This window comes from Nocardioides dokdonensis FR1436 (assembly GCF_001653335.1).
GTDB classification, from domain to species: domain Bacteria; phylum Actinomycetota; class Actinomycetes; order Propionibacteriales; family Nocardioidaceae; genus Nocardioides; species Nocardioides dokdonensis.
This window is the reverse complement of record NZ_CP015079.1, coordinates 653,922-666,504: the sequence shown is the minus strand read 5'-3', so window position 1 is coordinate 666,504 and position 12,583 is coordinate 653,922. Positions and strand designations below refer to the sequence as shown.

11 protein-coding genes are annotated in these 12,583 nt (G+C 72.5%); 6 read left to right on the top strand and 5 right to left on the bottom strand.

The window, feature by feature from the left end:
* Window positions 1–45: 45 nt before the first annotated feature.
* Together I601_RS03195 and I601_RS03190 are read right to left on the bottom strand one after the other, a co-directional pair.
* A complete protein-coding gene (locus I601_RS03195; RefSeq protein ID WP_084527075.1) occupies window positions 46–1,692 on the bottom strand; it encodes an ABC transporter substrate-binding protein in 1,647 nt (548 codons plus the stop codon).
* A gap of 90 nt (window positions 1,693–1,782) precedes the next feature.
* A complete protein-coding gene (locus tag I601_RS03190) occupies window positions 1,783–2,505 on the bottom strand; it encodes an IclR family transcriptional regulator (protein WP_068106349.1) in 723 nt (240 codons plus the stop codon).
* Window positions 2,506–2,573: 68 nt separating this feature from the next.
* Between I601_RS03190 and I601_RS03185 the strand changes: the two genes are divergently transcribed.
* Together I601_RS03185 and I601_RS03180 are read left to right on the top strand one after the other, a co-directional pair.
* Window positions 2,574–3,353, top strand: coding sequence for a class II aldolase/adducin family protein (locus I601_RS03185; RefSeq protein ID WP_068106346.1), 780 nt, complete (start codon window positions 2,574–2,576; stop codon window positions 3,351–3,353).
* Between the two features lie 12 nt (window positions 3,354–3,365).
* Window positions 3,366–4,277 (top strand): NAD(P)-dependent oxidoreductase, encoded by a 912-nt coding sequence (locus tag I601_RS03180; protein ID WP_218917743.1) that lies wholly within the window; start codon window positions 3,366–3,368, stop codon window positions 4,275–4,277.
* Here I601_RS03180 and I601_RS03175 read toward each other — a convergent pair.
* The 3 genes from I601_RS03175 to I601_RS03165 are packed head-to-tail and all read right to left on the bottom strand — an operon-like array spanning window position 4,267 to window position 7,563.
* Window positions 4,267–5,211, bottom strand: a complete 945-nt coding sequence (locus I601_RS03175) for a CobW family GTP-binding protein (protein WP_068106343.1) — start codon at window positions 5,209–5,211, stop codon at window positions 4,267–4,269. The genes I601_RS03180 and I601_RS03175 overlap by 11 nt on opposite strands.
* Window positions 5,208–6,872 (bottom strand): amidohydrolase, encoded by a 1,665-nt coding sequence (locus I601_RS03170; RefSeq protein ID WP_068106340.1) that lies wholly within the window; start codon window positions 6,870–6,872, stop codon window positions 5,208–5,210. The genes I601_RS03175 and I601_RS03170 overlap by 4 nt, the downstream gene beginning before the upstream one ends.
* Before the next feature lie 19 nt (window positions 6,873–6,891).
* Window positions 6,892–7,563 carry a PadR family transcriptional regulator gene (locus tag I601_RS03165; protein WP_068106337.1) on the bottom strand — a complete coding sequence of 224 codons (672 nt, stop codon included), beginning with the start codon at window positions 7,561–7,563 and terminating at the stop codon, window positions 6,892–6,894.
* 134 nt (window positions 7,564–7,697) lie between these two features.
* Between I601_RS03165 and I601_RS03160 the strand changes: the two genes are divergently transcribed.
* From I601_RS03160 to I601_RS03145, 4 genes are read left to right on the top strand one after another with little or no spacing between them, the layout of a single operon-like run.
* Complete coding sequence (locus tag I601_RS03160; RefSeq protein WP_218917742.1) at window positions 7,698–8,687, top strand: alpha/beta hydrolase; 990 nt, start codon at window positions 7,698–7,700, stop codon at window positions 8,685–8,687.
* Window positions 8,684–10,282 (top strand): flavin-containing monooxygenase, encoded by a 1,599-nt coding sequence (locus tag I601_RS03155; protein WP_068106334.1) that lies wholly within the window; start codon window positions 8,684–8,686, stop codon window positions 10,280–10,282. Before I601_RS03160 ends, I601_RS03155 begins: the two co-directional genes overlap by 4 nt.
* An 8-nt stretch (window positions 10,283–10,290) precedes the next feature.
* On the top strand, window positions 10,291–11,016 hold the full coding sequence (locus tag I601_RS03150; RefSeq protein ID WP_068106331.1) for an SDR family NAD(P)-dependent oxidoreductase: 726 nt from the start codon (window positions 10,291–10,293) through the stop codon (window positions 11,014–11,016).
* Between the two features lie 33 nt (window positions 11,017–11,049).
* Entirely contained in the window at window positions 11,050–12,564 is a 1,515-nt protein-coding gene (locus I601_RS03145) for a class I adenylate-forming enzyme family protein (protein WP_068106329.1), read from the top strand.
* The last annotated feature ends 19 nt before the right edge of the window (window positions 12,565–12,583 follow it).

The window sequence follows — 12,583 nt, the reverse complement described above, 5'->3', positions numbered from 1 at the left end:
GCGGCCTGAGCCACTCCCCGCCGCCCTCTCCTCGGGTCGCGTGGGTCAGGACACCCAGGCCTCGTCGAGGAGCACGATCGTGTTGCTGTTGGTCTGGACGCCGTGCACGTCCTCCTGCCACATGGCGAACTCGGCCGTCGGGCCGACGATGAGCGCCGGCGACAGCTCGTTCCAGCCCTCCTGCAACGCCTGGGCCGCGGCGAGCTGCTCCTCCTCGGTGGCCGCCGCCTGGAAGTCCTCGATCAGCGTGTCCATCTCCGGCGAGGTCGCCGTGCCGTAGCCGGCGTTGCCCTCGGAGTGGTTGATGCCGAACATCCGGGCGTACGGCGCCGAGTCGCGCCAGCTCAGGGCCCAGGTCGAGTAGTCGTAGTCACCCTCGATGACGCGCGTGATGAGGTCCGGCACGGAGCCGAGGAGCTCGGAGTCGGCGTCGAAGCCGACCGCGTTGAGCTGGGCCTCGTAGGCGAGCGCAGTGTCACGCTGTGCCGGCGAGCTGCCGGTGATGTAGGTGATCTTGCCGTCGAAGCCGTCCGCCTTGGCCTCCGCGACCAGCTTCTTCGCCGCTTCCTGGTCCTGCTGCAGACCCTCGACGCCGTCCTGGTGGAAGCGCGAGGTCGACGGGAAGAGCGACGACGACGCCACACCGGCACCGCCGTTGACCCGCTCGTTGACGAACTCCGGGTCCACGGCGAGCTGCATCGCCTGACGGATCCGGACATCCTCGCCCGGTCGACCCTCGGTGGCGTTGATCAACCCGGTGACGCCGGCGCCCACCACCTGCAGGTACCCGGCCGTCCCCTCGGTCAGTGCCTCGTCGACGATCACCGGATCCCGCTGGATGGCCATCGACAGGCCACCCTGCTTGAACGTGTCGGCCTGAGCGCTGGGGTCGACGATGTAGACGAACTGGAGCGACTCCAACGGCGCCTTGCCGTCGTAGTAGTCGGGGTTCGCGGTCAACGTCATCTTCTCCTGCGGCGAGCGGTCCGCGAAGACGAACGGACCGGCGCCGATCGGGGTGAAGGTCTTGCCGGCGTCCGCGGCCTTCGCCACGACCATGCCGATGCCGGTGGTGAAGAGCGCGTCGAAGCTGGGCCAGCTGCGAGCCAGCGTGAACTCCAGGCTGAGGTCACCGGTGACCTCCATGTCGGTGACGTTGCCCGACCACAGGGCGGCGTCGTGGCCGCCGTTCTCGACGTAGCGATCGATGCTCCACTCCACTGCGTCGGCGTCCAGGGCGGTGCCGTCGCTGAACTCCACGTCGGGGCGCAGCACCAGCTCCCAGCGGGTGTGGTCGTCGTTCGGGGTGAACGCCTCGGCGAGCTGCGGGACGGCCGTCTGCGACTCCTCGTCCCAGCGCAGGAGGACGTCGTAGATCGCAGCCATCTCGGTGCCGCCCGTCGTGCCGGCCACGATCGTCGAGACCGGGTCGAGCGCGAGCGGCTCCGCGTAGGCGCCGTAGGTCAGGGTGCCGCCCTCGACGACGTCGCCGGCAGCGGGCAGGTTCACCAGGCCGGGTGCGAACGAAGCGGTGCTGGAGCCGGCGTCCTCCTTCGTGTCGGTGTCCGAGGCGGAGGAGGTGCACGAGGCCACCAGCAGGAGCGCGGCGGTGAGGGGGATCGCGGCCCGCGCGATCGCGACCGGGCGACTGCGGCTGCGGCGAAGCGGACTGCGCTTGGAGTAGATAGTCATAGTTCGAAAAGGTATATGGCAGTCAGGCCGGTGTACAGGTTTCCGTCTCATCGTCCCGAATGTGCTCTGCGCACCCGCTCGGGTGAGCGCTCAGGCGCGGCGACTGCTGAGCTCGGCGGCGGCGTCGCGGGCCAGTGCCCCGATCTCGGCGTACCGGGCCGGGGTGAGGCGGGTGTCGGGGCCGCTGACGACGACCGCACCGATCGGTCGACCCGACTCGTCGAGCGCGGCCGCTGCGATGCTGGTCGTGCCCTGCTTGACCGACCCCTCGGACAGCGACCAGCCGCGACCGCGGATCTCCGTGTAGGCGTCCTCGTCGAGGCAGGTGGCGGGGTCGACGGGGAACTGCTCCCGCTCGGCGGGTGCCAGGTGGGCGAAGAGCGCGTGCCCGACCGCGCTGCCCTCGAGCGGGAGCGAGCGCCCGACCTGCAGCGCGGTGCGCACCACCTGCGACCCCTCGGCGACGTCGACCACCACGGCGGTGCTGCCCTCGAGCATCGTGAAGTAGGCGGTCTCGGCGGTGGCGTCGCGCAACGTCCCCACCAGCGCCCGCGCGCGCACCGGCAGGGGAGAGGCGACCAGAGCCGCCGAGGCGACCACGAGCGCCTTGTGGCTGACCTCCCAGCGTGGTGGCGAGCCGGGCAGCGGCCGGATCCAGCCCTCGGCGTGCAAGGTCGCCAGGGTGCGTTGCAGGGCGCTCTTGTCCTCGCCCATCCGGCGGGCGAGGTCGGTGAGGCCCACGGGCTGGAGCGCGGCGACGCTCTCCAGCACGCGCAGCCCGCGGGCCAGGGTGCCCAGGGTCTTGACGGTCATGTCGACCTCTCCTACGGTAGGGCATTCAGTGATCCAAAGTATCACATAGCAATACTAAGGGTGATGACATGAGCTTCGTTCCCACGGTCGACCAGCTGGTCCCGGACCTCGACCCCCGCGAGCAGGTCGTGCTGCTCGGTCGCGCCCTGTGGAACGAGGGCTACCGCGACCACCTGTCGGGCCACATCACCTACAACCTCGGCGACGGCACCCTGCTGTGCAACCCGTGGCTGCTCACCTGGGAGGAGGTCATGCCCGACCAGATCATCCGCATCGACCTCGAGGGCAACCTCGTCGAGGGTGACTGGCCGGCCCCGCTGGGCATCCCGCTGCACCTGGCGCTGCACGCCGCCCGTCCGGACGTGCAGATCGCCCTGCACAACCACTCCGAGTACGGCACCGTGTGGTCCGACATCGGCGAGGTGCCGCCGGCCCACGACCAGAGCTCGAGCCTGGGTGGCGGGGAGGTCGTGCTCGTCGACGAGTACGACGGTGCCGTCGACAGCATGGAGGCGGCGACCAAGGCGATCGCGGCCATGGGCGACGCCGACCGGGCCCTGCTGGGCGGGCACGGCGTGTTCGTGCTCGGCAGCACCGCCCGCGCGGTCTACCTGCGGGCCGTGGCGCTCGAGCAGCGCTGCAAGAACGCCTGGATGGTGCGGGTCGCGAACGGGCCCGCGACGTCGTCGCTGCCGGACTGGTGGCTCGAGCGGATGGCCAGGAGCGACGGCAACGGCTTCCACGGCTTCTGGGAGGCCACGGTGCGCGCAGAGCTGCGTCGCGACCCCGCCCTGGCCGCGGCGATCGACTCGCGCCTCGCCTCGGGCCCGACCCACATCGCGATCTGAGGCGTCACCCACGTGCCTGACCTGCCCGAGGCGCCCGGTGCGCCACCGGTCGTGGTCCTGGTCCCGGAAGACCCGGGTGCCTCGGTCCTGACCCGCCTGCCGGGGGTCCGAGCGGTCGTCTACCGGCCGGGCGCGCCGCTGCCACCGGAGGCCGCGCGGGCCGAGGTCCTCGTGGCCCACGGGATCGAGCCCGAGGACGCACCGCCCCTGCTGGCCGCGCTGCCACGGCTACGCATGGTGCAGCTGTTCAGCTCGGGCGTCGAGCGGTGGGTGGGGGTGGTCCCGCAGGGGGTGCGCCTCTCCAACGCCGACCACGTCCACGGGGTCGCCGTGGCCGAGTGGGTGGTGGCCCAGCTGCTCGCACACGTCCGCGACCTCGCCGCCTACCGGACCAAGCAGCAGGAGTGCCGGTGGGAGGCGCACCGGACCGGCACCCTCGTCGGTGCCCGCGTGCTCGTCTTCGGCTCCGGCGACATCGGTGAGGGGGTCCGGGCCAGGCTGGTCCCGTTCGGCTGCGAGGTCACCATGGTGGGGCGGACCGCCCGTGCCGGCGTGCTGGACCAGGCGGCCGGGGTGGCTGCGGTGCCCGCCCACGACGTGGTGGTGCTCGCCCTCCCGCTCGTCGAGTCGACGACCGGGATGGTGGGAGCAGGCTTCCTGGCCTCGATGAGGGACGGAGCGGTCCTGGTCAACGTGGGCCGCGGCCCCCTGGTGGACACCGACGCGCTGCTCGCCGAGAGCCGCACCGGGCGTCTGCACGCGATCCTCGATGTCACCGATCCCGAGCCGCTCCCCGCCGACCACCCCCTGTGGACGGCGCCCGGGGTGGTCGTCACGCCCCATGCCGCAGCCATCACCGCCGACATCCGCGAGCGGATCTGGGCGGCGGTCGCCCGGAAGGTCGCCGCCCACCTCACGGTGTGACGGGAGGTCCGACCGCCTCGGCCAGCGCGTGCTCGAGGTCGCCCGGGACCGACGGTTCGGCGGTGGCGATGAGCACCAGGGTCGACGGGGCGGCCGGGTCCGCGTCGCCGTCCTCGCGGACCTCCAGCCGGCGGCCGACCAGCTGCACCACCGTGCGCCGGGTGGGGGCCTGGCGGGTGCGCAGCACCCCCTTCGCACGGACCACCCCGGCCGGCAGCCCCTCGAGGAACGCCCGCACCCGGTCGAGGTCGACCGGCTCCGAGGTGGAGGCCGAGCACGAGCGGTGAGCGTCGACCGCGTGCGCTCCGGGGAAGGCCGACGTCGCCGGGACCGCTGACTCCAGCGCCGCCCCGGAGCTCAGCAGGGCCGCCAGCGCACCCCGATCCGTCGCGAGCGGCGTCCCAGGCGCGACGTCACGCAGCCATCCCTCGACCTCGACCCGCTGGCGCTCCTCGACGAGGTCGACCTTGGTCGGCAGCAGGACGTCGGCCGAGCGGAGCTGGGCCAGCACCGTGTCCGCCACCCACCGGTCGGTGGCGCGTCGCCGGACGGTCTCGGCGTCGACGCAGACGAGGGTCCCGTTGAGCGCGAAGCCCGGGTGCCGAGCCCAGGGGGCGACCCCGGCCGGGTCGCCGACGCCGCTGACCTCGATGACGACGTGGGCGGGCCGGGGGTCGCGCGCCCGCAGCTGGTCCAGCACCGACGCCATCCCCTCGCTCAGGTCGCAGCACACGCAGCCGTTCTCCAGCTCGAGCAGGTCCCCGTCGCGCGACCGGATCAGTGACGCGTCGATGTTGACCGACCCGAAGTCGTTGACGACGACCGCCACCGGGTCGCCCTCCCAGGAGGCCAGCAGCTCGTTGAGCCGGGTCGTCTTCCCGGACCCGAGGTAGCCGCCGACGATGGTGACGAGGAGCGGCGGGACGGGGCTCACGTCCCGACGGGGAAGTGTCGCCCGCCCAGCACCGTGCCGTGCACCCTGACGTCGCGCAGCTCGGCCGCCTCGAGCACGAAGGGGTCCCGGTCGAGCACCGCGAGGTCGGCGTACTTGCCCGCCTCAATGCTGCCGACCTCGTGGTCCATCTTCAGCGTGTACGCCGCCCCGAGCGTGACCGCCTCCAGCGCCATCGCGACGCTGATCCGCTCGTGCTCGCCCAGCACCTGCCCGCTCGGTGTCTCGCGTGCCGCGGCGTACGACGCGGTCGCCAGCGGGTCCAGGGGCGTCACGGGGCTGTCGCAGTGCAGCGTGAACGGCACGCGGCAGCGCGCCGCCGTCGCCGCGGCGTCCATCCGGCTCGCCCGGTCCGGCCCGAGGACGACGTCGCGGTGCTGGTCGCCCCAGTACCAGAGGTGGTTGCTGAAGAGGTTCGCGCACATGCCCAGCTCGGCCATCCGGCGGTACTGGGCCGGGGTGGTCAGCTGCGAGTGGGTCACGGTGTGGCGGTGGTTCCACCGCGGGTGCAGCTCGAGCGCCTCCTCCACGGTCTCGAGGAACAGCTCGGTGGCCTCGTCGCCGTTGCAGTGCACGTGCACGGTCAGCCCCGCGTCGTGGAAGGCGCGGAACGACTCGACGAAGGCCTCCGGCGCCATCACCCAGATGCCCTTGCGGTCGTCCGGCAGGTAGCCCGGGGCCTGCAGGCGTGCGGTGAAGCCCTGGATGGACCCGTCCAGGATCAGCTTGACGTGGCCGAAGCGCAGCTTGTCGCCGCTGGTCGCGCGCAGCTCGCGGGCGCGCGCCGCTGCTGCCTGCGGCCCGAGCCCCGCCAGGGCGCTGCCGGTCGCCCCCAGCAGGAACGCGGAGATCCGGGCCGGGTAGTCCTCCGCCTCGACGACCGCCCGGTAGGCCGCGACGTAGTCGTCGTCGGCCAATGCGCGGCTGCCCAGGTCGGTCAGGGTCGTGACCCCGTGGTTGCGCGCATCCAGCCCGAAGTTGCGGCACGCCGCCTCGTGGAACCCGCCGGGGCCGGCGAGCATCGAGGGGGTGCTCCTGACCAGCCCCATGGCGGCCGGCTCCCGGAGCTCGCCGTTCGGCTCGCCGTCAGGTCCCTTGGCGACCCCCTCGACGGGGGTGTCTCGGGTGATGCCGTCCGCGTCCAGCACGAACGAGCTGACCGTCATCAGGTGGAAGCTCTGGTGCATCACCACGATCGGCCGGGTCCGGGAGACCGAGTCCAGGTGACGCTTGTCCAGGCGCTCGCCCGGGAAGTAGATCGGGTCCAGGCCCCAGGCCAGGAGGGGCTCGCCCTCCGGCAGGGTCGCATCGACCTCACGCAGCCGCGCGAGCACCGCCTCCGTCGAGCGGCACCCCGGCCACGTCCGACCGTCCGGGCTCATCGCGTCGTAGCGACCGACGTAGGTGAAGTCCCACAGGGCGCCGCCGAACGGGTGCGCGTGCGCCTCCACGAACCCCGGGAACAGCACCGCGTCGGCGTACCGGTCGTCGACGGTGACACCGGGGTACTGCTCCAGCTCCGCCATCGAGCCGACCGCGCGTACGCGGTCGCCGACCACCGCGACCGCCTCCGCGGTCGGTCGCGCGGGGTCCATCGTCCGCACGAGTCGAGCGGCGTACACGGTCACCGGGGGCACGGTCATGGCGCTTCTTCCTGTGGGGTCAGGCCTTGTGCTGGCGCAGCTCCTGCGACGACCGCCGTGCCGAGTCCTGCTCGACCGTGGAGCTGCGCTTGGCCACAGCCTCGCCCAGCTCGGTGAGCATCGTCTCGGCCCGGTCCCGCTCATCGGCGTAGTAGCGCTCAGACCAGCGCAGCACCATCTCCGGGAACGCCCACCCCGGCTCGTCCGCAGCGCCCACCGCGTCCACCTGGGCGCGCACCCGCATCTTCTCCGACTGGTCGCGGTGCTCCTCGAGCATCGCGCGCAACCGCTCGGGGTCGCTCGCGTGCCCCAGCCACATCCGGAGCATGACGCCGTGCTTGAGCACGGCCGGCTCGACCGGAGACTCGGCCGCCCAGTGCGCCACGGCGTCCTGGCCCTCCGGGGTGATCCGGTACATCCGCTTGCCCCGGACGTCGTCCTTGTTGACGACGGTGGAGGAGGCGTAGCCGATCTCCTCGAGCTTGCGCAGCTCGCTGTAGATCTGGCTGTACGACGGCGCCCAGTAGAAGAACCTCAGGCTCCAGTCGGCCCACTTCTTCAGGTCGTAGCCGGAGAGCTCCTCGCCGAACGAGAGCAGGCCGAGCACCGCCCAGCTCGTAGGACGCAGGGACGGGCCCGAGGCCCGGTCCGAGGTCGGGCCTGGGGTCGGGTCCTCCGCGTCGTCGCTCACCGGCTCAGCGTAACGCGGGCCGACTGCGTGGAAATGTGCCGAGGCGAAATATGTCGGGCGCGAGGCCTCGACGCTGTGGTGATCTGTGCGTAGTATGCCGAATAGGCATACTTTCACCCGAAACAGGAGGCCCCGTGCTCGAGAACGTGCTGGCCGAGACGTCGCGCATGCTGACGATGCTCGACACCGGCTTCCCCGCGGTGCACACGATGTCCGGAGCCGAGGCCCGTGCCCTGGTCGAGGCGCGGGTGCCACCGGTGGACAACCTCGACGACGTGGACCGCACCGAGGACCTGGGCATCGACGCGGAGCACGGCTCGATCCCGGTGCGCGTCTACCACCCCCACGGCGAGGCGCAGCCCCGTCCGGTCGTGGTGTTCCTGCACGGTGGCGGGTTCGTGTTCTGCAGCATCGAGTCCCACGACGGCTTCTGCCGGCGCCTGGCCCGCCACACCGACTCGGTCGTCGTCTCCGTCGACTACCGGCTGGCGCCCGAGCACCCCGCTCCGGCCGCTGCGCAGGACGCCCACGCTGCTGTGTGCTGGGTCGCCGACCACGCCGAGCGGCTCGGGGTCGACCCGGACCGGATCGTCGTGGCCGGCGACAGCGCCGGCGGCAACCTCGCCGCGGTCGTCCCGCTGATGGTCCGCGACCTCGGCGGGCCGGCCCTCGCCGGGCAGGTGCTCCTGTACCCCGTCCTGGCCCCCGACTTCTCCACGCCGAGCTACGAGCGCTACGCGAGCGGGCACTTCAACACCCGCGACGCGATGCAGTGGTACTGGCAGCAGTACGTCGGCGGCGACCCGTCGAGCGCGGCCCTGCCCGAGCCCGCGGAGCACGTCGTCCCCCTGCGGGCGACCTCCCTGGCCGGGCTGCCGCCCGCCGTCGTGGTGACCGCCGGTCGCGACCCCCTGTGCAGCGAGGGCGAGCAGTACGCCGCCGCGCTCCGGGACGCCGACGTTCCGGTCCGCCACCGGCACTACCCCGAGCTCTTCCACGGCTTCCTGACCATCGGCTCCTTCGGGCCCGCCGGTGCTGCTCGCGAGCTGCTCTGGCACGACATGAGGCGTCTCCTCGCGCACCCGACCGGGTCCGCGGCGAGCGCCACGAAGGAGATCGCATGACCCGCTTCGACGTCGACGTGGTGGTCGTGGGCGCCGGGTTCGCCGGTCTCTACTCCGCCTACAAGGCCCGGACCGAGGGGTGGTCGGTCGTGGGGATCGAGGCCGCTCCCGAGGTCGGGGGCACCTGGTTCTGGAACCGCTACCCGGGCGCGCGCTGCGACGTGGAGAGCCTCGACTACTCCTACTCCTTCGACGAGGAGCTCCAGCGCGAGTGGCGCTGGAGCGAGCGCTACGCCACCCAGCCGGAGATCCTGAGCTACATCAAGCACGTGGCGGACCGCTTCGACCTGCGCCGCCACTTCCGGTTCGAGACCCGGGTCACCCAGGCCCGGTTCGACGACGACGCGAGCCGCTGGGTGGTCCGCACCGATGCCGGTCAGGAGTACCGGGCGCGCTTCCTCCTCCTCGCCACCGGCAGCCTCTCGGCGCCCAAGGTCCCCGACATCGCGGGCTTCGAGGACTTCGCGGGCGAGGTCTACATGACCAGCAGCTGGCCCCAGACGGACCCGGACGTGTCCGGCAAGCGGGTCGGCGTGATCGGGACCGGGTCGTCCGGCATCCAGGTCATCCCGGTCCTCGCGGCCCAGGCCGAGCACCTGACGGTCTTCCAGCGCAGCCCCAACTTCTCGGTGCCCGCCTTCAACCGCGAGCTGGACGACGAGGAGTGGGAGCAGGCACTGGCCGCCTACCCCGAGCGTCGTCGTACGTCGTGGGCCGGCGGCGCCGGGTCGCCGCACACCAGCCACCCCGGCGACCCGCTGACGATGACGGACGAGGAGCGCCGCGAGGTGCTCGAGGAGTTCTGGCAGCGCGGCGGGGTCCTCTTCGGCAAGACCTTCGCGAACCAGACGATCGACCCGCGCATCAACGAGTTCGCGCGCCAGTTCGCCGAGGAGCGCATCCGCGAGATCGTCCAGGACCCGGCCGTCGCCGACGACCTGGTGCCGACCGACCACCCCATCGGCACCAAGCGGATCTGCACCGACAGCGGCTACTTCGAGACGTTCAACCGCGACGACGTGACGCTGGTCAACCTGCGCAAGGACCCCATCGACACGATCACGCCGTGGGGGATCAAGACGGACCAGGGTTCCCACGAGCTCGACGTGCTGGTGCTCGCCACCGGCTTCGACGCCATGACCGGGGCGCTGACCCGCATCGACATCGAGGGCCCGCGCGGCCACAGGATCGCCGACGCATGGTCCGGCGGCCCGCTGACCTACCTCGGGATGGCGATCCCCGGCTTCCCCAACATGTTCAGCCTCTCCGGGGCCGGCAGCCCCTCGGTGCTGGCCAACATGGTCCTCACCGGTGAGCAGCAGGTGAACTGGCTCGTCGACCTGATCCACCACTGCGACGAGCACGGTCACACCCAGGTCGAGGCCCGCCTCGACGCGGCCGAGGCCTGGGGCAGCCACGTCGACGAGGTGGCCTCCAAGACGCTCTTCGTCGGCGCGAACTCCTGGTACATGGGCGCCAACGTCGAGGGGAAGGCCCGGGGCTTCATGCCCTACCTGGGCGGCTTCGCGACGTACGGCGCCCTCTGCGACGAGGCGCGCGACGAGGGCTACGCCGGCTTCGTGCTGGGATCGTGAGCGCTGACATGACCGCTCCTCTCGTGGACCTCACCGGCAAGGTCGCCCTGATCACCGGCGCCGCGCGCGGCCAGGGTGCCGCCGAGGCCGCGCTCTTCGTCGAGCTGGGGGCGACGGTGGTGCTCACCGACGTCCTCGGCGACGAGGTGCAGGAGGTGGCACGCGGCCTGGGCGAGCGGGCCACGGCCCACGTCCACGACACCGGGTCCGGTGCCGCGTGGCGCACGGTGGCCGAGACGGTGCGTGCCGACCACGGTCGCCTCGACGTGCTGGTCAACAACGCGGGCATCTACCGCACCGGCGACATCGTCGAGTGGCCAGAGGACGAGCTCCGCGCGCTGTTCGACATCAACCTGATCGGCCCGCTGCTGGGGCTCCAGGCGATGGTCCCTCTCATGCCGCGCGGTTCGTCGGTGGTCAACGTCGCCTCCATCTCGGGACTGCGCGGCCACGGCGGTGCGCTGCCGTACGCCACCTCCAAGTGGGGGCTGCGTGGGGCGAGCCGCTCGGCCGCCCGGGAGCTGGGACCTCGCGGGATCCGGGTCAACTGCGTGTGCCCCGGGTCCGTGGACACCCCGATGATCGCGTCCAGCACCATGGACCTCTCCCACCTCCCGGTGCCGCGCCGCGGCACGGCGCACGAGGTGGCCGCGATGGTCGCCTTCCTGGCCAGCGACGCCAGCGCCTACACCACCGGGGCCGACTTCGTGGTCGACGGCGGGGCGACCGCCTGACGGGTGCTCCCCGGCGACTGGTTGGATCCAGGCATGGCCGACCTCGTGGACGCGCGCACGCTCGGTGAGCTCTGCGAGCTGCGCGCGCGCACGCACCCGACCCGTCCCGCGGTGCGCGACGACGAGCTCGAGCTCGACTTCGCCTCGTTGGCCGCCCGCGCCCGGGTGGTCGCCCGGTTCCTGGGCGAGCAGGGCGTCCAGGTGGGCGACCGGGTCGTGGTCCACGGTGCCAACCGGGTCACCTGGGTGGTCGCGGCGTACGGCGTGCTGCTGGCCGGCGCGACGGTCGTGCCGATCGGGCACCGGGTGCCCGACGCGGAGCGGCAGGGTCTCCTCGACCTGCTGGCGCCCCGGCTGGTCCTCCAGGACGACTCCGGCACCGCCGTGCCGGGAGGCATCGCCTTCAGCCGGCTAGAGGCGCTGGCGCCCGTCCCCGAGCCGTCCGACCTCCCCGCGGTGGACCCCACCTCCCCGGCGCTGGTGCTCACGAGCTCGGGCACCTCGGGTGCCGTCAAGGCCGTGCCCATGAGCCACGCCCAGCTGCTCCGGATGTACGACGACGTGCGGACGGCCCTCGACGTCGAGCAGGATGACGTCTGGCTCGGCGTGGTGCCGCTGGCGCACTCCTTCGGGATCAACGGGATCCTGCTCGTGGCGTTCCTGGCCGGCGCTTGCGTGCGCCTGCTGCCCGACTACCGCCCAGAGCGGCTGGTCCGGGTGCTGCGCAGCGAGCGGGTGAGCGTGCTCGCCGGGCCGCCGACGATCTACCACGACCTCGCCGAGATCGACCCGGGTGTGGCAGGCGCCCACACTCGGCTGGCGATCGTGGGCAGCACCGAGGTCTCGGCCCCGGACACGGCGCGGCTGGCCCGACGGCTCGCGATCCCGCGCGTCGTCGTCGGCTACGGCATGACCGAGACCTGCGGGACGGTGGCGGTCGGGGAGCTGCCGGCCGATCCCGACGACCTGCTGCCGTGGATGTCGCCGATGCCGGGCGTCGAGGTCCGCGTCTGCGACGACTCGGGCGCCCCCCTGCCGCCGGGTGTGCCGGGCGCCGTGCAGGTCCGTGGCTACCCCGTGAGCCGTCCGTACGCCGGTGCCCCCGACCTCCGGGCCGGCCTCCAGCCGGGCCACCCGGACGAGTGGTTCGACACCCGCGACGTCGGCCGGCTCGACGCGCACGGTCGACTGGCGATCGTGGGCCGCACCGACGACACCGTGATCGTGTCCGGGTTCAACGTCTTCCCCCGCGAGGTCGAGGCGGTGCTGCGCGAGCACCCGGGCGTCGCCGACGTCGCGGTCGTCGGCGGGCCTGATGCGCGTCGCGGTCAACGGCTCGTGGCGTGTGTCGTGGTCGCCGACGAACCGCCGACCCCGGAGGCGCTGACCGCCCACGTGCGGGCCAGGCTCACGGGGTACAAGGTGCCGAGCGAGTTCGTGTTCCTGGACGAGCTCCCGCGGACCCGGACCGAGAAGGTCTCGCGGGCCGCCCTGCGCGGCCGGGTCGACGCCGGGACGGGCCCGATCTCCGGCGCGACGGACCGGTAGGTCCTCGCGGGCGCTTGGT

Coding starts and splice junctions, on each gene's coding strand:
- I601_RS03170 (WP_068106340.1), bottom strand. CDS start 6,872: ATGACCGTGCCCCCGGTGACCGTGTACGCCGCTCGACTCGTGCGGACG.
- I601_RS03195 (WP_084527075.1), bottom strand. CDS start 1,692: ATGACTATCTACTCCAAGCGCAGTCCGCTTCGCCGCAGCCGCAGTCGC.
- I601_RS03155 (WP_068106334.1), top strand. CDS start 8,684: ATGACCCGCTTCGACGTCGACGTGGTGGTCGTGGGCGCCGGGTTCGCC.
- I601_RS03145 (WP_068106329.1), top strand. CDS start 11,050: ATGGCCGACCTCGTGGACGCGCGCACGCTCGGTGAGCTCTGCGAGCTG.
- I601_RS03190 (WP_068106349.1), bottom strand. CDS start 2,505: ATGACCGTCAAGACCCTGGGCACCCTGGCCCGCGGGCTGCGCGTGCTG.
- I601_RS03150 (WP_068106331.1), top strand. CDS start 10,291: ATGACCGCTCCTCTCGTGGACCTCACCGGCAAGGTCGCCCTGATCACC.
- I601_RS03185 (WP_068106346.1), top strand. CDS start 2,574: ATGAGCTTCGTTCCCACGGTCGACCAGCTGGTCCCGGACCTCGACCCC.